We start from the raw sequence: 17,666 nt of genomic DNA on the forward strand, positions 1-17,666 counted from the left end.
GCGCCACCCTCCCCGATGGCGGGAAGGCGGTGCGCGCACGGCCCCTGCCTGCGGATCGTGGCGCGATGAAGGAAAGCGTGGCGCCGGGCATCCATGCGTACCCGGCGACCCGGCTGTCGGGGTTCTACTTCTCCTACTACGCCGTCCTGGGCGCGTTCACGCCGTACTGGAGCCTGTACCTGCAATCGCGCGGGTTGGACGCGGCGGCGATCAGCGTGCTGATGAGCCTGTGGTACGCCACCCGCATCGTCTCGCCCAGCCTGTGGACCACGCTGGCGTCGCGCTCGCCGCATCCGATCCGCTGGCTGCACCTGGGCTGCGCGCTGGCGCTGGGCTGCTTCGCGCTGTTCCTGCTGCCGATGGGGTTTGCCGGCCTGTTCGTGGTGATGTTCGCCTACTGCTTCGCCTACAACGCGGTGATGCCGCAGTTCGAGGCGATCACGATGTCGCACCTGGGCGAACGCAGCGATCGCTACGGGTTGATCCGCGTATGGGGCTCCATCGGCTTCATCGTGGTGGTGGCGCTGTTCGGCTGGCTGATCGACGACGAGCAGCTGGGCGTGGGCGCCCTGCCCTGGCTGATGCTGCCGATCCTGGCCGGCGTGCTGTTTTCGGCGCTGGGCAACCGCTACGCGCACGAGCCCGAACCGGCGCACGCCGATCCGAACGATGGCTTCCGCGCGCGGCTGAAACGGCCCCCGGTGATCGCCTTCTTCGCGGCGGCGTTCCTGGCCCAGGTTTCGTTCGGTCCGTTCTACACGTTCTTCTCGATCTACCTGTCCGAGCACGGCTATCCCACCTCCACGCAGGGCGTGCTGTGGTCGGTGGGCGTACTGGCAGAAATCGGCGTGTTCTTCCTGTCCAGCCGCATCTTCCGGCGCTGGGACGCCGGGCGCGTGCTGATGGTCGCGTTGCTCAGCGCCTCGCTGCGCTGGTGCGCGACCGCGCTGTTTCCGGACAGCCTGCCGATCATGGTGATCGCGCAACTGACCCACGCGCTGAACTTCGGCGCGTTCTTCGCTGCGGCGATGCAACTGCTGGTGCGCTTCTTCCCCGGCCGGATGAACGGCCACGGCCAGGGCGTTTTCTATGGCCTGTCGTCCGGCGTCGGCGGCGTGGCCGGCGCGCTGATCGCCGGCCAGCTGTGGCGTTTCGGTGGCGAGACCGCCTTCCTGGTCTCGTCGGCGGTCGCCTTGCTGGCCGCCTTGATCGTGTGGCATTGGCTGGTGCGGCAGCATCCGGTCGCGGCGCGGTCCTAAGGACGATTCGACCGGGACGGATCATTCGCAAGGATGACTCTCCGCATCCTTGTATCGTCAACCGTCGATATTGGTGCTCAAGAAATTCCGGATGGCCGCGGCCGCCTCGCCAGGCGCCGTCTGAAACAGGAAATGAGGAGCGTCGACGCGCACCAACCGGGCATGCCGTGCGTGCCGAAGGACCTTGCGGCCGGCCTGCGATCCGATCAGCCGGTCGTCCACCGCTTGCAGGTAAAGCAGCGGAATGGCGAGTTCCGACAGTTCGGCGCGCACATCCGCGCGCAACGCGGCAAGTGCGCGGAGACGGAGGATCGACAGAGGGATGGCGCGCAATGCCTCGTCCAATTCGCACCGGAGTTCGGCCGTCATCCTTCCCCTTCCGGCCAGGAATCCGTGCAAAAGGACGTCCGGCGGCCGCAACGCAGGCAGTCTTCCGAGACATGCGGCCAGCAACGGACTGCATGGCAAGGGGGCATGGACGAACGTGGCCGCCAACACCAAGGCCTTCAGCCGATCGGGGTGCCGTCGCGCAAGCAGCACGCCCAGTGGGCCGGCGAACGATTCGGCGACGAGTACAACGTCGTTACCGGATGGCAATTGAGGGGACAGTTCTTCCACCAGGCCCGCATATCCGTCGAACCGGCTGCCGTCGTATGAAAGCACTTTCAGGTCGAACTCGTCCGCCAGCTCGCGCTCGAGCGGAGCATAGAACCGTCCGCTACCGTCCAGTCCAGGCAAGAGACAGAGCGTCGGTCGCCGGGCTGGCACTTCACCACACCAGGTCGTCGGGCACCTGGTACTTCGGATCGGCGTAGGGATCGTCGCCGGCCGGGGCATCGGGATCGACCTTCAGCGCGACGGCCGGGGCGAAGATGGCTTCCGCTTCGGCCAGCACTTCGGCGGTGACCAGCAGGTAGCGACCATTCTGCTGCAGCACGCCCAACTCGCCGGCATTGAGCGCCTTCAACTGGGTGGCGTTGACGTAGATGCGCTTGATCTTGCCGCCGTAGGGGAAATGCCGCGCGATGTCGGCCTCGGCATCGTTCAAGGCCTTGTCCTTCAGGAAAACGTCCAACTTCGCCTTGGCTTCGCGGCGCAGGCGGGCCTCCTCCTGCTTCACCCGCTCGGCCTCGATGCGTTCGTCCTTCTCGCGCTGCGCGCGGATCGCGTACGCCTTGGCCAGGTCGATCTCTTCGGCGCTGCGCCTGCCCTGCGGCTTCTTCCCCTGCGGTCCTTGCGGGCGGCCCGGCTTGCCGCCGGGCTTGCCTGAACCCTGCGAAGACGGCCGATGCGTGCCAGGCTTCTGGCCTTCGCGCTTGTGCTCGGGCTTGCGCTCGGGACGACGTTCGGGCTTGGGCGCGGGCTTGAAGCCCAGGCCCAGCAGTTGATCCTTGAGTGAATCGCTCATGCGTGCTTTCGTAGGGGGGGACATGCGGCGCCGGCATGCCGGCGCGTCCCAAGCGTATCAATAATGCGGCGGCGGCGGTTCTTCCGCGGGATCGTGATCGTCGTACAGCGTGGTGCGGACCTTGCGCAGGTCTTCCAGCATGTGGCGCAGCAGGTCGGCGGTACGGCTGTTCTCGGCGCGCGCGTCGGCCAGCGCTTCGCTCAGCTCGCCCAATGCGTGCTCCTGGAAGGCCAGCCGCGTTTCCAGTTCCACCAGGCGCTTTTCCAGCGCACTGTCGGCCAATGGCAGATCAGCCTGCATGCAGGGATCGCCCGCGTCCGATGCCGTAATACGCGATGCCGGCGGCTTCCACTTCCGCCGGATGGTAGAGATTGCGGCCGTCGAAGATGACCGCATCGCCCAGCGCCTGGCGCAGGCGGGCGAAATCGGGGCTGCGGAACTGTTTCCACTCGGTCACCACCACCAGCGCATCGGCGCCCTGCAATGCGTCGTGGGCGCTGTCGCACAGCACCAGGTCGTCGCGTTCGCCGAAGATCCGGCGCGCCTCGTCGGTGGCTTCCGGATCGTAGGCGCGCACCCGGGCGCCGGCTTCCCACAACTCGGCCAGCAGGCGGCGGCTGGACGCTTCGCGCATGTCGTCGGTATTGGGCTTGAACGCCAGGCCCCATACGGCGAAGGTCTTGCCGCGCACGCCTTCGTCCTCGCCACGGTCGAAGTGGCGCTGGATCAGTTCGAACAGATGGCCCTTCTGGTGCTCGTTCACCGCCTCCACCGCGTCCAGCAGGTGCGGCACGTAGCCGTTCTGCTGGGCGATGCGGGCCAGCGCCTGCACGTCCTTGGGGAAGCACGAACCGCCATAGCCGGCGCCCGGATAGATGAAATGCCAGCCGATGCGCGGGTCGGAACCGATGCCCTGGCGTACCTGCTCCACGTCGGCGCCGACGCGCTCGGCGATGTTGGCGATCTCGTTCATGAAGCTGATCTTGGTGGCCAGCATCGCATTGGCCGCGTACTTGGTCAGCTCGGCCGAACGCACGTCCATCACCACGATGCGCTCGTGGTTGCGGTTGAACGGCGCGTACAGGCGCCGCAGCTTGTCCGCCGCCGCGGGATGGGAGGCGCCGATCACGATGCGGTCCGGGCGCATGCAATCGTTGACCGCATCGCCTTCCTTCAGGAATTCCGGGTTGGAGACCACGTCGAAGGGGACCGCCTTGCCGCGCGCCTCCAACTCGCCTTCGATGGCATCCCGCACCTTGTCCGCGGTACCCACCGGCACCGTGGACTTGTTGACCACCACCGTCGGCTGATCGATGTGCCGCCCGATGGTGCGGGCGACGGCGAGCACGTATTGCAGGTCGGCGCTGCCGTCCTCGTCCGGCGGCGTGCCCACGGCGATGAACACCAGCTCGCCATGGCCGATGGCCCCGGCGGCGTCGGTGGTGAAGCGCAGGCGGCCGGCGGCGTGGTTGGCCTGCACCATCGGCGCCAGGCCGGGCTCGTAGATCGGCACCACGCCACGGTTGAGGCCATCGACCTTGGCCTGGTCGATGTCCACGCAGACCACGTCGTGGCCGACATCGGCCAGGCAGGTACCGGTCACCAGACCGACATATCCCGTGCCAAAGATCGCTACACGCATCAGTACGCTTCCGGAATCGGGGGGATTCGACTACAGCAGGCGGTTATTGCAGGATGCCCATCAATTCGACGTCGAAGGTCAGCGTGGCATCGGGACCGATGGTGCCGCCCGGCGCGCCGTCGGGGCCGTAGGCCAGGTTGGACGGGATCCAGAAGCGGTACTTGGCCCCCACCGGCATCAGCGAGACGCCCTCGGTCCAGCCGGCGATGACCTGGTTCAGGCCGAACTCGGCCGGCTGGCCACGGCTGTAGGAACTGTCGAACACGGTGCCGTCGAGCAGCTTGCCCTCGTAGTTCACCCGCACGCGGCTGCTGGGCAGCGGACGCTGGCCGTTGCCTTCGCGCAGCACCATGTACTGCAGGCCGGACGGGGTGGTGATGACGCCGTTCTGGGCCTTGTTCTCGGCCAGGAACTTCGCGCCTTCGTCGCGATTGCGCTGCGCCTGCGCGCCCTGGCGCTTGGTCAGGTAGGCCTGCATTTCGGCCTGTGCCTGTTCCACCGTCAGCAGCAGCGTGCCACTCTTGCCGGCGACGGCGCGCACGGCCTGCGCCAGCAGGGCCGGGTCGACTTCATCCTTGAACGGCATCAGCGACGGGCCCACCACGTACGAGCCCAGGAACAGGCCCACCTTGGTCTTGTCCACGGCCGGCGGCGTGCTGCCCGGCGGCATGCCCGGGACCGGCGCGCCTTCGGCGGCGGCCAGGTTCACGCGCAGCAACTGGTCGGTAGCCTGCGCCTCGGCTTCGGAAATCAGTTTCGGCTTGCCCGCGAATTCATTGGCCAGCGCGCGCTCGAAGGCGGCCACGTCCATGAACGGACCCACCGGCTGCAGCGAATTGCCCACGTCCACGCCGATGGCGTAGCTGATCTTGTCGCGCTCGGTGACCAGCGCCGTCTTTTCCTGTGCAGACACGCTGCCTCCCAGCATCGAAATCGAGATTGCCAACAACACGGCTGCGCCGCGAACCGACCGCTTCATCCTTCACTCCTGGAACCCGCGCCGCGAAGACGGCGCCAAACCGCTATTGTGGCACGCCGGCCGTGGCCGACGGCATCCCTCATTCCGCCGCGCGCGGTGCCTTCAGCTCCCGCTGGATCGCCGCCACCAGCGCCGGATCGTCCGGCTCGACCTTGCTGGGGAAGTTGGCGACCACGCGTCCGTCGCGCGAGATCAGGTACTTGTGGAAATTCCACCCCGGCGCGACGCCTGTCGCCTGCGCCAACGACTTGTACAACGGCGTGGCGCCGGCGCCGGTCACCGCGACCTTTTCGAACATGGGGAACTTCACCCCATAGGTCAGCGTGCAGAATTCCTGGATCTCCGCCTCGCTGCCCGGCTCCTGGCCCTTGAAGTCGTTGGAGGGAAACCCCAGCACCGCGAACCCTTGCCCCGCATACTTCCGGTTCAGCGCCTCCAGGCCTTCGTACTGCGAGGTATAGCCGCACTTGCTGGCCGTGTTGACCACCAGCAGCACCTGGCCGGCATAGCGTTCCTTCAGGTTGACCGGCTCTTTCCCGGCCAGCGGACGGTAGCTGACGTCCAGCAAGCCGGCCGCCAGAGCACTGGCCGCGACCGCCAGAGCAGCTGCAAACATCAACATTTTCAATGCATTACGTGCCACGGTACAGCTCCACTAGTGCGAACATGACAAGTATGCCTTCAGTTGGGTGACAAAACCGGGGTCGCCCATTGACTGGCCGTGTTTCGGTGTTATAGTTAAATACAACACCACTCACCCACTCAGGGGGGGATGCCATGAACCAGAAACTGACCAACACCCTACCCAGCCTGGCCGTCGGCGGCCTGCTGCTGGGACTGGGCATGCTGGCCGCCGTGCCCGGCGTCCGCACGGCCAATCCGGAACCGGCGGCGCTGGTCGATGCGCTGGAAGCCGAGACCCGCGAGATCGCCGGCGAATCGGGCCAGCCCACGCGGCAGCACAAGCGCCGCGCCCGGGCATCGCTGTCCATGCCTTACTTCTCCTTTGGCCAATCACTGCGTCCGAGGGGCTGAGCCATGACGTCCATCCAATGGAGCGATGGCGCTCCCATCTACCGCCAGCTGAAGGATCGCGTGATCGCGATGATGCTGGACGGCATCCTGAAGCCGGGCGACGCCCTGCCCTCGGTCCGCCAGGTGGCCGCCGAATACCAGCTCAACCCGATCACCGTCTCGCGCGCCTACCAGGAACTGGCCGACGAGGCCCTGGTGGAGAAGCGCCGCGGCCTGGGCATGTTCGTCACCGACGAAGCCGCCAAGAAACTGCGCGGCAGCGAGCGCGAGCGCTTCCTGACCGAGGAATGGCCGGCGGTGGTGGAGCGCATCGAACGCCTGGGCCTGTCGCTGGAAGATTTGCTGCAATCCAAGGGGAACAAGTGATGAATGCTGCAGTCGCCAATACCGTGGTGTCGGCCCACGGCCTGCGCAAGGCCTACAGGAACAAGCTTGCGCTGGACAACACCAGCTTCGAGATCGAGACCGGCCGGATCATCGGCCTGATCGGTCCCAACGGCGCCGGCAAGACCACCGCGCTGAAGGCCATGCTGGGGCTGACGCCGTTCGAGGGCCAGCTGAAGGTGCTGGGCCTGGATCCGCGCAAGGACCGCGACGCGCTGATGAACGACGTCTGCTTCATCGCCGACGTGGCGGTGCTGCCGCGCTGGATGAAGGTGAAGGAGGCCATCGACTTCGTCGAGGGCGTGCACCCGCGCTTCGACCGCGCCAAGTGCGAGCGCTTCCTGGCCGGCACCCAGCTCAAGCCCGGCCTGCGCGTGCGCGAGATGTCCAAGGGCATGATCGTGCAGCTGCACCTGGCGCTGGTGATGGCCATCGACGCCCGCCTGCTGGTGCTGGACGAACCCACGCTGGGCCTGGACATCCTGTACCGCAAGCAGTTCTACCAGCGCCTGCTGGAAGACTACTTCGACGAGCAGAAGACCATCATCGTCACCACCCACCAGGTGGAGGAGATCGAGCACATCCTCACCGACGTGATGTTCATCCGCGACGGCAGGATCGTCCTGACCGCGCAGATGGACGACGTGGCCGAGCGCTACACCGAAGTGCTGGTCGGCGGCGACGCGGTCGCGCAGGCGCGCGCGCTGAACCCCATCGACGAGCGCGCGCTGCCCTTCGGCAAGACCGTGCTGCTGTTCGACGGCGTGCCGAAAGGACACCTCGCCGCCCTCGGCGAGATCCGCACCCCCGGCCTGGCCGACCTGTTCGTCGCCATCATGAAAGGAACCTACGCATGAACGCCGTGACTGCTTCCATGGGCAAGACCTCCAAGCCGGGCGCGTTCAAGTGGCTGCTCAAGCGCGAGTTCTGGGAGAACCGCGGCGGCTTCTTCTGGGCGCCGGTCATCACCGGCGGCATCTTCGTCGTCCTCAACCTGATCCTGGCGATCATCGGCAGCATCGCCGCGCGCCGCTCGATGGGCGGCGACGGCTTCATCATCGATGAGGGCCAGGAAAAGATACACCAGGTCGCCGGCGCCTTCGGCGACGGCATGCTGCTGGGCGGCGTGGTGCTGGCCTGCGTGGTGCTGGCCTTCGTGGTGTTCTTCTACGCGCTGGGCACGCTGTACGACGACCGCCGCGACCGCAGCGTGCTGTTCTGGAAATCGCTGCCGGTGTCGGATACCCACATGGTGCTGTCCAAGCTGGCCTGGGCGCTGCTGCTGGCGCCGGTGCTGGCCGTGGGCATCGGCATCCTGATCGGCATCGCGTTGTGGCTGATCTCCGCGCTGACCATCACCGTCAACGGGCTGTCCGCGGGCACCGCCATCTTCACCCACTCGCATCCGCTGCGGGTCATCGGCGGCGTGGTCGCCTCGCTGCCGGTCTACGTGTTCTGGGCGCTGCCGGCGGTGGGCTGGTTGATGTTCTGCTCGGCCTGGGCGCGCTCCAAGCCGTTCCTGTGGGCGGTGCTGGTACCGGTGCTGGCGTGCGTGATCGTCAGCATGATGGAGATCCTGCCGGGCGTGAACATCCGCCACGACCTGATCTGGTACACGGTGGTCTACCGCGGCCTGCTGAGCGTGGTGCCGGGCAGCTGGTTCCCCATCATCGGCGGCGTCGGCAACCCGGACGTGGAGATCAACTCGCCGGAGGACCTGGCCGGCGCGGTCGACCTGACCCACAGCTGGAACGCCTTCGCCACGGCCGACCTGTGGATCGGTGCGGTCGTCGGCGTGGCCCTGATCGCCGGCGCCATCTATCTGCGCCGCTGGCGCGAGAGCGAATGAATCCCCTCAGGCGGGCCATTCCGCATGGCCCGCCAACGCCCATGCGAGGAACCACCATGCGAAACTCATCCACCCTCACCACCACTCTCTGTCTCGTCGGCGCCTTGCTGCTGGCCGCCTGCCAGCCGGCGCAGGACAAGGGCCGTTCCGCTCCCACCGGGATCGCCGCCAAGGCCATGAGCGAGGCCCAGAAAGGGTTGGGCGAAGCCAGCAAGGAACTCCGGCAGGCACGCACCGAGATCGATGCCGCGCGCGAGAAACTGGCGAACGAGAACCTGTCGCTCAACCGCAACGACAAACGGCACCTGCCGAAAGCGGAAATCACTCCTGCGGGCGAGTTGCTGATCGAGGGCAAGGCCGTGGCCACCGACCCCGAGCAGAAGACGCTGGTGCTGGCATATCGCGCGGCGTTGCTCGACATCGTCAACGAGGGCATGGCCATCGGCATGGAAGGCGCCAGCATTGGCATCGATGCCGCCGCGATGGCGTTGAAAGGCGTCCTGGCCGGCCAGTCCGGCGACGAGATCGGCAAGCAGGTGGGCGCCGAGGCCAAGGCCAAGCTCAAGCCGAGGGTGGAACAGCTGTGCGGCCGGATGCCCGGCCTGCTCGCGGCCCAGCAGGCGCTGGCGGACAAACTGCCCGAGTTCAAGCCTTATGCGACCACGGACCAGTCGGACGTGGACGAATGCATGGACAACACGGAATGGGACTTCTGACCGGAGCACAGGCCGGGCCCGCGCGGCGCGGCCCGCATCACACACCTCCCTCATCGCCGCTGCACGCAGGGAACAACCCCCGCTTTCCAATGAGGAAACAAGGCATGCGCAACATCTTCACCGCCTCTTCGCTGCTGGCCGCGCTCGCGCTGGCTGCACCGCTCGCCGCGCAGGCGCAGGAACCACACTGCAAGCATTCGGCGCCGCGCCAGCTCTCGCTCGACCTGGCCGGCGTCAAGGCCGTGGTGTTCGACATCGGCCCGAACGACCTCAAGGTGGAGGCGACGCCGGGAGCGTCGGCCGCCGTGTCCGGCAAGGCCTGCGCCAGCGCGCCCGAGAGACTGGACAGGCTGAAGCTGACCCAGGAACGCGTGGGCGACAAGCTGGTCGTGCGCGCCTACCGGGAGGACAAGCTGCTCGGGTTCTCCTTCGGACAGAACTACGCGTACCAGACGCTCTCCGCCACCCTGCCGGACAACCTGCCGGTACAACTGAAGGTGGGTTCCGGCGATGCGTCGGTCAACGGCGCGGCCGTGCTCAGCGCGGACGTCGGTTCCGGCGATGTGGCCGCCCGGCGCATACAGGGACTGGCCGCCGTGTCGGTGGGCTCCGGCGACATCGAACTGCACGATGTCGGCAAGCTGCACGTCATTTCGATCGGTTCCGGCAAGGTGGAGGCCCATGCCGTGCGCGGGGCCGTCACCGTGGGCAGCATCGGTTCCGGCGATTTCGACCTGACCGGGGCGGCCGGCGATGTCGAGATCGGTTCCATCGGTTCCGGCGACGCCGATGTGCGCGGCGTGAAGGGCGGGGTGAGCATCCGCTCCATCGGCTCCGGCGACGCCAACGTGCGCGACGTGCAGGGCAACGTCAGCGTCGGCTCCATCGGTTCCGGCGACATCGAGGCGCACAACGTCGCCGGTGGACTGACCGTGCGCTCGGTAGGCAGCGGCTCGATCCGCCACAACGACGTGCGCGGCCCCATCGATACCCCGAAGAAGCGCTGACCGCTGTTCGGGACAGACCCATGAAGACCATCACCATCCTTTCTATCGCCCTGTCCGTCCTGCTGCTGGCGGCCTGCGGGCCGGGCCCGGATACTGGCAGCCAACGCTCCACCGCGCTGTGGGGCAAGAACATCACCCTCACCGCCACCGGCCAGCCCAAGGCCGAGATCACCGCCAAGGGCGAGTTCATCGTCGGCGGCAAGACGGTGGAGGTGAACGACGCCCAGCGCGCGCTGCTGGTCGCCTACCACCGCGAACTCGGCGGCATCGCCGATGCCGGCATCGCCACCGGCAAGGAGGGCGTCAAGCTGGCCGGCAAGGCCGTGGGCGCCGCGGTGAAAGGCGTCTTCAGCGGCAACCCCGAGCAGATCGAACAGGAAATCGAAGCCGAGGCGAAGAAGGTCGAGGCCCACGCCATGAAGATCTGCGAACGCCTGCCCGCGCTTTATCAGGCACAGCAAGACCTCGCCGCCGCCCTGCCCGCGTTCGCGCCTTACGCGGCGATGGACCTGGACGACGTCACGGACTGCCGCCAGGACATCGAGGAAGACGGCGATGCCGCCGCCAGGGCGAATGCCGCCGCTACGGCCATCTGACCTGTCCCCCTGTAGGAGCGGCTTCAGCCGCGACAGGCAATCAAAGCAAGCGGAAGACACGAATCAACGCGGATGCACACGGATAAAGCCTTTGCTTTGATCCGCTTTATCCGCGTCGATCCGCGTCGATCCGCGTCGATCCGTGTCAATCCGTGGCCCAAGGCTTTTCGGGCTTTCCGGTCGCGGCTGAAGCCGCTCCTACAGAGGCGTGTGTCAGCCGCCCCCGCCCCCCGCCTTGCCGTGGATGCCGCCCTTGGCCAGCACGGCCGGGTCCAGCAGCGGCTTGAGGGTCTTTTCCGGCAGGCCGGTGACCTCGCGCGCCACGTCCAGCACGGGGCGGTTTTCCTTGTAGGCGCGCTTGGCGATGGCGGCGCCCTTCTCGTAACCGATCACCGGATTCAACGCGGTCACCAGGATCGGATTGCGGTCCAGCGCTTCCTTCACCCGTTCGTTGCGCACCTTCAACCCGGCGATGCAATCGTCCGCCAGCAGACGCGACACGTTGGACAGCAACTGCATGCCTTCCAGCAGGTTGGCCGCGATCAGCGGCAGGGTGACGTTGAGCTGGAAGTTGCCGGTCTGTCCCGCCACGGTCACGGCGGTGTGGTAGCCGATCACCTGCGCGCAGACCATCACCGTGGCTTCCGGGATCACGGGGTTCACCTTGCCCGGCATGATGGAACTGCCCGGCTGCAACGCCGGCAGTTCCACTTCGCCCAGGCCGGCGAGCGGCCCGGAATTCATCCAGCGCAGGTCGTTGGCGATCTTGGTCAACGCCACCGCCAGCGCGCTGAGCTGGCCGGACAGTTCGACCGCATCGTCCTGCGAGGCCAGACCCTCGAACTTGTTGGCCGCGCTCTCGAAGCGCGTGCCGGTCATCGTGGACAGCGCCTTGGCCACGCGCGACCCGAAGCGCGGATCGGCATTGATGCCGGTGCCGATGGCGGTGCCGCCCAGCGGCAGGCGGCGCACGCGCTTCAGCGCATCTTCGATGCGTGCCTGCGCGGAGGCCAGTTGCGCCGACCAGGCCGAGAACTCCTGGCCGAAGGTCAGCGGCATGGCGTCCATCAGGTGCGTGCGGCCGGTCTTGACCACCTTGCCCAGCGCCTTGCCGCGCCTGTCGATGGTGCGGCGCAGGTGCTTGACCGCCGGAAGCAGATCCTCCACCGCCGCCAGCTGGGCCGCCACGCGGATCGCGGTCGGAATCACGTCGTTGGAGCTCTGCCCCAGGTTGACGTGATCGTTGGGATGCACCGGCTTGCCGTCGCGCGAAGCCAGCGTGGCGATCACCTCGTTGGCATTCATGTTCGACGAGGTGCCCGAGCCGGTCTGGTAGATGTCGATCGGGAAGTGCGCGTCGTGCTGGCCGTCGGCCACTTCCTTCGCCGCCGCCTGCACGCTGCGGGCCACGCCCTTGGGCAGCAGGCCCAGGCCGGCATTGACCTCCGCCGCCGCCGCCTTGACCAGCCCCAGCGCGCGGATGAAGCCGCGCGGCATCGGCCGGCCCGAGATGGGGAAATTCTGCACGGCGCGCTGCGTCTGCGCGCCCCACAGGGCATCGGCGGGCACCTGCAACTCGCCCATGCTGTCGTGTTCGATGCGGGTCCTGCCCGCGGTCTTCTTGCTGGTCATCACCGTCTCCAGGAGGGATTCACGGCTTGCGCGCCGGCTTGTCGGGCCAGCGGCTGGCGGGGACGGGCAGGATACGCCAAGCCGGAGGACGGCCATCCCGGGGTAAACTAGAACGCTCCTTTTCACCCTCCCCGCCCCCTCTTATGTCGGACGCCTCCCTGCTCGCCCTGTCCCCGCTCGATGGCCGCTACGCCGGCAAGGTCGACGCGCTGCGCCCCATCTTCTCCGAGTACGGCCTGATCAAGGCGCGCGTGAAGGTGGAAGTGGAATGGCTGCTGGCGCTGGCGGCCGAGCCGGGCATCGTGGAACTGGCGCCGTTCTCCGACGCCGCCGCCGCGCGCCTGCGCGCGCTGGCCGAAGGCTTCAGCGTGGCGAACGCGGCACGGGTGAAGGAGATCGAACGCACCACCAACCACGACGTCAAGGCGGTGGAGTACTTCATCAAGGAACAACTCAAGGACGACGGCGAACTGGCCCCGGCGCTGGAGTTCGTCCACTTCGCCTGCACCAGCGAGGACATCAACAACCTGTCCTACGGGGTGATGCTGGAACAGGCCCGCCGCGATGTGCTGCTGCCCACGCTGGACAGCGTCACCGCCACCCTGCGCCAACTGGCGCACGCGCAGGCCGCGCAGCCGATGCTGTCGCGCACCCACGGCCAGACCGCTTCGCCGACCACGCTGGGCAAAGAAATCGCCAACGTGGTGGCGCGCGTCGAGCGCCAGCGTGCGCAGATCGCCGCGGTGGAACTGACCGGCAAGATCAACGGCGCGGTCGGCAACTACAACGCGCACGTCGCCAGCTACCCGGACGTGGACTGGCCGGCCTTCGCCCAGCGCTTCGTCGAAGGACTGGGCCTGGTGTTCAACCCCTACACCACCCAGATCGAGCCGCACGACAACGTCGCCGAGATCGGCGATGCCGCCCGCCGCGCCAACATCGTCCTGATCGACCTGGCGCGCGACATCTGGGGCTACATCTCGCTGGGCTACTTCAAGCAGAAGCTCAAGGAAGGCGAAGTCGGTTCCTCGACCATGCCGCACAAGGTCAATCCGATCGACTTCGAAAACGCGGAAGGCAATTTCGGCATCGCCAACGCCCTGTTCGAACATTTCTCCGCCAAGCTGCCGATCAGCCGCTGGCAGCGCGACCTGACCGATTCCACCGTGCTGCGCGCGCTGGGCACGGCGTTCGGCCACACCCAGGTGGCACTGGATTCGCTGGCCAAGGGCCTGGGCAAGCTGACGGTCAACCCGGAACGGCTGGACGCCGACCTCGATGCCGCCTGGGAAGTGCTGGCCGAAGCCGTGCAGACGGTGATGCGCCGCCACGGCCTGCCCAATCCCTACGAACAACTGAAGGCGCTGACCCGCGGCCAGGGCATCACCGCCGAGTCGATGCGTGCCTTCATCGAATCGCTGGAACTGCCGGCCGACGCCAGGCAACGCCTGCGCGAGATGACGCCGGGCAGCTACACCGGCCTGGCGGAAAAGCTGGCGCGCGACATCTGATCCACGGCGCCATGCAAGGAACGGACACGACGATGCACCTGCTGATCAACATCGACGTCCCCGACCTGCCTGCCGCCGAGGCGGTGTATGCGCAAGCCTTCGGCCTTACCGCCGCACGACGCTTCGGCGACGGCGGCGTGGAACTGCTGGGCGCGCAGGCACCGATCTACCTGCTGCGCAACGCCGCCGGCACCCCTGCGGCCGGCGATTCGCGCCGCGACTACGCCCGCCACTGGACGCCCGTGCACCTGGACGTGGTGGTGGACCATCTCGAACCCGCGCTCGAACGCGCCACCCGCGCCGGACTGGTGCAGGAAACCGACATCCGCGAAGCCGACTGGGGGTGCATCGTGCGCCTGGCCGATCCCTTCGGCCACGGCTGGTGCCTGCTGCAGTTCACGGGTCGCGGCTACGACGAAATCACGACGTGAAAAGGATCTCCATGCAATCGAAGTCCCCCTCCAATCCTCGTCATCCCGGCGAACGCCGGGACCCAGCGTCTTTCCGCTTCGACCGGGAGGCGTCACTGGGTTCCGGCTTGACCAGCCATTCGGCTGTTGAAAGCCGCCGGAATGACGGTATCGAGCTTTCCGGGAAACCCTCGTCGCGCTCGACGCTGGCCGGCCTGCTCTCCTGCTGTGTCGCTCTCGCTGCACTGACCTCATGCGGCACTACGCTGCCAGCCACGACCACAGCAGCCAATGCCACGCCCAAGGCCTGCGCCGCCGATGCCGGCTGGAACGACCCGGCCACGCCGCTGCGCGTCCACGGCAATACCTGGTACGTCGGCACCTGCGGCATCAGCGCGCTGCTGGTGACCTCGCCCGAGGGCCACATCCTGATCGACGGCGCCACGCCGCAGGCCGGCGGACAGATCGTGGACAACATCCGCACGCTGGGCTTCGAGCCGGAGGACGTGCGCGCCATCGTGTTCTCGCACGAGCACTTCGACCACACCGGCGGCCTGGCCGACCTGCAAGCCGCCACCGGCGCCCCGGTGCTGGCGCGCGCGCCGGCCGTGGACACACTGAAGCGCGGCGCCAGCGACCGCAGCGATCCGCAGTTCCTGGTGCTGGAGTCCTTCCCCGCCGTCGCCGATGTGCGGACGATCGCCGACGACGAAGTGGTCAAGGTCGGCCCGCTGGCGCTGCGAGCCGTTCCGACGCCCGGCCATACCGCCGGCGGCACCAGTTGGACGTGGCGCTCGTGCGAGGGCGACGACTGCCGGCAGATGGTCTATGCCGACAGCCTGACCGCGATCTCCGACGACGTGTACCGCTACAGCGACGAGGCCGCGCATCCCGGCTATGTCGCCACGTTCCGCGATACCCTGGCCCGCGTCGCCGCCCTGCGCTGCGACATCCTGGTCACTCCGCACCCGTCGGCCAGCCGCCTGTGGTCGCGCATCGGCCCCGCCGCCAGCGAACCTCTGGCCGATACCGGCGCCTGCCGCGCCTATGCGCAGAAGGCCGCCGAACGACTGGACAAGCGGCTGGCCGACGAAGCTGCCGCACCCGCCGGCAAGGCCACGCCATGATCGAAGTTCACGCCAACGCCAGGCACCCGCTCGGCATGCCGGCCGCGAAGTTCCTGCGCGAGTACTGGCAGAAGAAGCCGCTGCTGATCCGGCAGGCGTTCCCGGATTTCGTCTCCCCGATCCAGCCGGAGGATTTAGCCGGCCTGGCCTGCGAGGAAGCCGCGCTGTCGCGCATCGTGATGCACGATCGTGCGAACGACCGCTGGACGCTGCGCAACGGGCCGTTCCGGGAAGAGGAATTCCCGGGCATGCCCGACCACGACTGGACCCTGCTGGTGCAGGACGTGGACAAGTGGGACACCGACGTGCGCGAACTGCTGGAGGCGTTCGATTTCCTGCCGCGCTGGCGGCTGGACGACATCATGGTCAGCTTCGCCGCGACGGGCGGTTCGGTCGGCGCGCACGTGGACCAGTACGACGTTTTCCTGCTGCAGGCGCAGGGCCAGCGGCACTGGCAGATCGACGCGGGGCCCAACCCACCGAAGGCCTTCCGCGACGACGCCGAACTGAAGCTGCTGCGCGAATTCGCCCCCACCCACGACTGGGTGCTGGAACCGGGCGACATGCTGTACCTGCCGCCGGGGGTGCCGCACCACGGCGTGGCGGTGAATCCTTGCCTGACCTTTTCGGTGGGCATGCGCGCGCCGTCCTCCGCCGAACTGATCAGCGACTGGCTGGACACGCTGGTGGCCGATGCCGACGAGGGCATCCGCTACCACGACGAAGACCTGTCGCCGCCCAAGGACCCGAACGAGATCGATGCCGACGCGATGAAGCGCGTGGTGGAAGCGCTCAATGCGCTGCGCATGAACGACCCGGACAAACTGGGCGACTGGTTCGGCCGCTTCATCACCACCTACCGCGCCTCCGGCGAGGTGATGCCGGCGCCCGGCCAGCGGTCGCGCATCGAGGTGGAATGGGACCTGCAGCAGGGCGCCCTGCTGCAACGGCATCCGTTCTCGCGGCTGGCCTGGCGCCGCCGCCAGAAGGGCGCCACGCTGTTCTGCAACGGCGTCGACTACGTTCTGCCGGTACGCGATGCGCAGATGCTGGCGGCCGTGGACGCGCTGGACGGCGCCCTCTACGCCGCGCTCAGCCAGGACGGACGCGACGCGGTGATGGCCCTGATGGAACAGGGGCATTATCAGTTGCTGCTGGAGGCGGAGGACGGGGAATGAACGGCGCGCCGGGCTTCCGCATCGCATCGGTGGGCTACCGGGCCGCGCTGGACGACCTGCGCCGGGTCCGCGAAACCGTCTTCGTGCAGGAACAGAACGTTCCGCTGGAGGAAGAATGGGACGCGCTGGACCCGCTGTGCCACCACGTCGTGGCCTATGACTCCGGAACCGGCCAGCCCATCGGCACCGGCCGGCTGACCCCCGAACGCAGGATCGGCCGCATGGCCGTGCTGGCCGGCTGGCGCGGCCGTGGCGTCGGCGACGCGCTGCTGCTGGCCCTGATCGGGGAGGCCCGCCGGCGCCAATGGCCGGAAGTGTCGCTGAATGCCCAGGTCGGCGCGGAGGCGTTCTATGCGCGCCATGGCTTCCTGCCCCATGGCGAACGCTTCCGGGAAGCCGGCATCGAGCACCGGGCCATGCGCCGCCGGCTGGGTGCCCCCATGGCCATCGAGCACGTGGACGAAGCCGTGGCCATCGTGACCGCACTGGCCACGCAGGCGCGCCGCTCGCTTTATGTCTACAGCCGCGAACTGGACCCGGGCCTGTTCGATGCCCCGCCGGTGCTGGAGGCATTGCGCCGCCTGGCCACCCGCCAGCGCGGCGGCGAGGTGCGCGTGCTGGTGCAGGACGCCGCGACGCCGCAGCGCAACCTGGCGCCGCTGATCGGGCTGGCCCAGCGGCTGCCCAGCGTGTTCGCGTTCCGCGAGGCGCTGGACCCGGTGGACCGGGGCTATCCCTCCGCGTTCGTGGCCAATGACGACGCGGGCTACTACTTCCGCCCGCTTGGGCATCGCTTCGATGGCGAGGCCGGGCTGGAACACGGCGGCCGCGCCCGCCAGCTGCGCGAGGAATTCGGCCATGTATGGGAACGCGCGCGCGCGGTCAGCGAGTATCGCGCGCTCGGCCTGTGACGGCCGCGGGGCCATGCCACCC

At 67.8% G+C, this 17,666-nt stretch carries 20 protein-coding genes; 13 read left to right on the plus strand and 7 right to left on the minus strand.

All coding sequences use genetic code 11. The features are described from left to right. The first annotated feature begins 65 nt into the window (after positions 1 to 65). Complete coding sequence (locus tag AAD027_RS09625) at positions 66 to 1,259, plus strand: MFS transporter (protein ID WP_341725797.1); 1,194 nt, start codon at positions 66 to 68, stop codon at positions 1,257 to 1,259. A 57-nt stretch (positions 1,260 to 1,316) separates the two neighbouring features. Here AAD027_RS09625 and AAD027_RS09630 read toward each other — a convergent pair whose 3' ends face one another. The 6 genes from AAD027_RS09630 to AAD027_RS09655 all read right to left on the minus strand — a co-directional run bounded on the left by AAD027_RS09630 (position 1,317) and on the right by AAD027_RS09655 (position 5,910). Next, positions 1,317 to 1,997: an alpha/beta fold hydrolase gene (locus tag AAD027_RS09630; RefSeq protein WP_341725798.1), complete on the minus strand. Its 681-nt coding sequence runs from the start codon at positions 1,995 to 1,997 to the stop codon at positions 1,317 to 1,319. 31 nt (positions 1,998 to 2,028) lie between these two features. Then, positions 2,029 to 2,667 (minus strand): DUF2058 domain-containing protein, encoded by a 639-nt coding sequence (locus tag AAD027_RS09635; RefSeq protein ID WP_341725799.1) that lies wholly within the window; start codon positions 2,665 to 2,667, stop codon positions 2,029 to 2,031. Positions 2,668 to 2,724: 57 nt separating this feature from the next. Continuing rightward, on the minus strand, positions 2,725 to 2,967 hold the full coding sequence (locus AAD027_RS09640; RefSeq protein ID WP_341725800.1) for a SlyX family protein: 243 nt from the start codon (positions 2,965 to 2,967) through the stop codon (positions 2,725 to 2,727). Continuing rightward, a complete protein-coding gene (locus tag AAD027_RS09645) occupies positions 2,957 to 4,309 on the minus strand; it encodes a UDP-glucose dehydrogenase family protein (RefSeq protein ID WP_341725801.1) in 1,353 nt (450 codons plus the stop codon). Before AAD027_RS09645 ends, AAD027_RS09640 begins: the two co-directional genes overlap by 11 nt. A 43-nt stretch (positions 4,310 to 4,352) precedes the next feature. Further along, entirely contained in the window at positions 4,353 to 5,288 is a 936-nt protein-coding gene (locus AAD027_RS09650) for an FKBP-type peptidyl-prolyl cis-trans isomerase (protein ID WP_341725802.1), read from the minus strand. Between the two features lie 79 nt (positions 5,289 to 5,367). Continuing rightward, the gene (locus tag AAD027_RS09655) at positions 5,368 to 5,910 is read right to left on the minus strand and encodes a glutathione peroxidase (protein ID WP_341725803.1); all 543 of its coding nucleotides are present in this window, start codon (positions 5,908 to 5,910) and stop codon (positions 5,368 to 5,370) included. A gap of 155 nt (positions 5,911 to 6,065) precedes the next feature. Here AAD027_RS09655 and AAD027_RS09660 point away from each other — a divergent pair, with 155 nt between their 5' ends. The 7 genes from AAD027_RS09660 to AAD027_RS09690 all read left to right on the plus strand — a co-directional run bounded on the left by AAD027_RS09660 (position 6,066) and on the right by AAD027_RS09690 (position 10,875). Further along, on the plus strand, positions 6,066 to 6,323 hold the full coding sequence (locus tag AAD027_RS09660) for a hypothetical protein (protein WP_341725804.1): 258 nt from the start codon (positions 6,066 to 6,068) through the stop codon (positions 6,321 to 6,323). A 3-nt stretch (positions 6,324 to 6,326) separates the two neighbouring features. Then, positions 6,327 to 6,689 (plus strand): GntR family transcriptional regulator, encoded by a 363-nt coding sequence (locus tag AAD027_RS09665; protein WP_341725805.1) that lies wholly within the window; start codon positions 6,327 to 6,329, stop codon positions 6,687 to 6,689. Beyond that, on the plus strand, positions 6,689 to 7,564 hold the full coding sequence (locus tag AAD027_RS09670) for an ABC transporter ATP-binding protein (protein WP_341725806.1): 876 nt from the start codon (positions 6,689 to 6,691) through the stop codon (positions 7,562 to 7,564). Before AAD027_RS09665 ends, AAD027_RS09670 begins: the two co-directional genes overlap by 1 nt. Continuing rightward, positions 7,561 to 8,556, plus strand: coding sequence for an ABC transporter permease (locus tag AAD027_RS09675; RefSeq protein WP_341725807.1), 996 nt, complete (start codon positions 7,561 to 7,563; stop codon positions 8,554 to 8,556). Before AAD027_RS09670 ends, AAD027_RS09675 begins: the two co-directional genes overlap by 4 nt. Before the next feature lie 56 nt (positions 8,557 to 8,612). Further along, positions 8,613 to 9,272 (plus strand): YggN family protein, encoded by a 660-nt coding sequence (locus AAD027_RS09680; RefSeq protein ID WP_341725808.1) that lies wholly within the window; start codon positions 8,613 to 8,615, stop codon positions 9,270 to 9,272. A gap of 104 nt (positions 9,273 to 9,376) precedes the next feature. After that, positions 9,377 to 10,279 carry a DUF4097 family beta strand repeat-containing protein gene (locus AAD027_RS09685; protein WP_341725809.1) on the plus strand — a complete coding sequence of 301 codons (903 nt, stop codon included), beginning with the start codon at positions 9,377 to 9,379 and terminating at the stop codon, positions 10,277 to 10,279. A 20-nt stretch (positions 10,280 to 10,299) separates the two neighbouring features. After that, positions 10,300 to 10,875 (plus strand): DUF2884 family protein, encoded by a 576-nt coding sequence (locus AAD027_RS09690; RefSeq protein WP_341725810.1) that lies wholly within the window; start codon positions 10,300 to 10,302, stop codon positions 10,873 to 10,875. Between the two features lie 213 nt (positions 10,876 to 11,088). On the opposite strand, the gene AAD027_RS09695 is transcribed toward AAD027_RS09690, so the two are convergent. Further along, positions 11,089 to 12,507, minus strand: coding sequence for a class II fumarate hydratase (locus AAD027_RS09695; RefSeq protein ID WP_341725811.1), 1,419 nt, complete (start codon positions 12,505 to 12,507; stop codon positions 11,089 to 11,091). Positions 12,508 to 12,650: 143 nt separating this feature from the next. Here AAD027_RS09695 and purB point away from each other — a divergent pair, with 143 nt between their 5' ends. From purB to AAD027_RS09720, 5 genes are all read left to right on the plus strand, one after another. Beyond that, positions 12,651 to 14,018 carry an adenylosuccinate lyase gene (gene purB / locus AAD027_RS09700; protein ID WP_341725812.1) on the plus strand — a complete coding sequence of 456 codons (1,368 nt, stop codon included), beginning with the start codon at positions 12,651 to 12,653 and terminating at the stop codon, positions 14,016 to 14,018. A gap of 11 nt (positions 14,019 to 14,029) precedes the next feature. Continuing rightward, positions 14,030 to 14,449: a VOC family protein gene (locus AAD027_RS09705; RefSeq protein WP_341725813.1), complete on the plus strand. Its 420-nt coding sequence runs from the start codon at positions 14,030 to 14,032 to the stop codon at positions 14,447 to 14,449. Positions 14,450 to 14,556: 107 nt separating this feature from the next. Then, positions 14,557 to 15,555, plus strand: a complete 999-nt coding sequence (gene bla, locus AAD027_RS09710) for a subclass B3 metallo-beta-lactamase (protein WP_341725814.1) — start codon at positions 14,557 to 14,559, stop codon at positions 15,553 to 15,555. Further along, positions 15,552 to 16,733 (plus strand): ribosomal protein uL16 3-hydroxylase, encoded by a 1,182-nt coding sequence (locus tag AAD027_RS09715; RefSeq protein WP_341725815.1) that lies wholly within the window; start codon positions 15,552 to 15,554, stop codon positions 16,731 to 16,733. Before bla ends, AAD027_RS09715 begins: the two co-directional genes overlap by 4 nt. Next, positions 16,730 to 17,644, plus strand: coding sequence for a GNAT family N-acetyltransferase (locus tag AAD027_RS09720; protein WP_341725816.1), 915 nt, complete (start codon positions 16,730 to 16,732; stop codon positions 17,642 to 17,644). The genes AAD027_RS09715 and AAD027_RS09720 overlap by 4 nt, the downstream gene beginning before the upstream one ends. Positions 17,645 to 17,666 lie beyond the last annotated feature (22 nt).

This window comes from Pseudoxanthomonas putridarboris, from assembly GCF_038321125.1.
Classification (GTDB): Bacteria; Pseudomonadota; Gammaproteobacteria; order Xanthomonadales; family Xanthomonadaceae; genus Pseudoxanthomonas_A; species Pseudoxanthomonas_A putridarboris.

Bases quoted from the DNA above. Each gene is read 5' to 3' on its own strand.
- AAD027_RS09640 (WP_341725800.1), bottom strand. From the start codon at position 2,967: ATGCAGGCTGATCTGCCATTGGCCGACAGTGCGCTGGAAAAGCGCCTG.
- AAD027_RS09695 (WP_341725811.1), bottom strand. From the start codon at position 12,507: ATGACCAGCAAGAAGACCGCGGGCAGGACCCGCATCGAACACGACAGC.
- AAD027_RS09670 (WP_341725806.1), top strand. From the start codon at position 6,689: ATGAATGCTGCAGTCGCCAATACCGTGGTGTCGGCCCACGGCCTGCGC.
- AAD027_RS09690 (WP_341725810.1), top strand. From the start codon at position 10,300: ATGAAGACCATCACCATCCTTTCTATCGCCCTGTCCGTCCTGCTGCTG.
- AAD027_RS09650 (WP_341725802.1), bottom strand. From the start codon at position 5,288: ATGAAGCGGTCGGTTCGCGGCGCAGCCGTGTTGTTGGCAATCTCGATT.
- AAD027_RS09665 (WP_341725805.1), top strand. From the start codon at position 6,327: ATGACGTCCATCCAATGGAGCGATGGCGCTCCCATCTACCGCCAGCTG.
- AAD027_RS09720 (WP_341725816.1), top strand. From the start codon at position 16,730: ATGAACGGCGCGCCGGGCTTCCGCATCGCATCGGTGGGCTACCGGGCC.
- purB (WP_341725812.1), top strand. From the start codon at position 12,651: ATGTCGGACGCCTCCCTGCTCGCCCTGTCCCCGCTCGATGGCCGCTAC.
- AAD027_RS09645 (WP_341725801.1), bottom strand. From the start codon at position 4,309: ATGCGTGTAGCGATCTTTGGCACGGGATATGTCGGTCTGGTGACCGGT.
- AAD027_RS09660 (WP_341725804.1), top strand. From the start codon at position 6,066: ATGAACCAGAAACTGACCAACACCCTACCCAGCCTGGCCGTCGGCGGC.
- AAD027_RS09635 (WP_341725799.1), bottom strand. From the start codon at position 2,667: ATGAGCGATTCACTCAAGGATCAACTGCTGGGCCTGGGCTTCAAGCCC.
- AAD027_RS09675 (WP_341725807.1), top strand. From the start codon at position 7,561: ATGAACGCCGTGACTGCTTCCATGGGCAAGACCTCCAAGCCGGGCGCG.
- AAD027_RS09715 (WP_341725815.1), top strand. From the start codon at position 15,552: ATGATCGAAGTTCACGCCAACGCCAGGCACCCGCTCGGCATGCCGGCC.
- AAD027_RS09655 (WP_341725803.1), bottom strand. From the start codon at position 5,910: ATGTTGATGTTTGCAGCTGCTCTGGCGGTCGCGGCCAGTGCTCTGGCG.
- AAD027_RS09625 (WP_341725797.1), top strand. From the start codon at position 66: ATGAAGGAAAGCGTGGCGCCGGGCATCCATGCGTACCCGGCGACCCGG.
- AAD027_RS09680 (WP_341725808.1), top strand. From the start codon at position 8,613: ATGCGAAACTCATCCACCCTCACCACCACTCTCTGTCTCGTCGGCGCC.
- AAD027_RS09685 (WP_341725809.1), top strand. From the start codon at position 9,377: ATGCGCAACATCTTCACCGCCTCTTCGCTGCTGGCCGCGCTCGCGCTG.
- AAD027_RS09705 (WP_341725813.1), top strand. From the start codon at position 14,030: ATGCAAGGAACGGACACGACGATGCACCTGCTGATCAACATCGACGTC.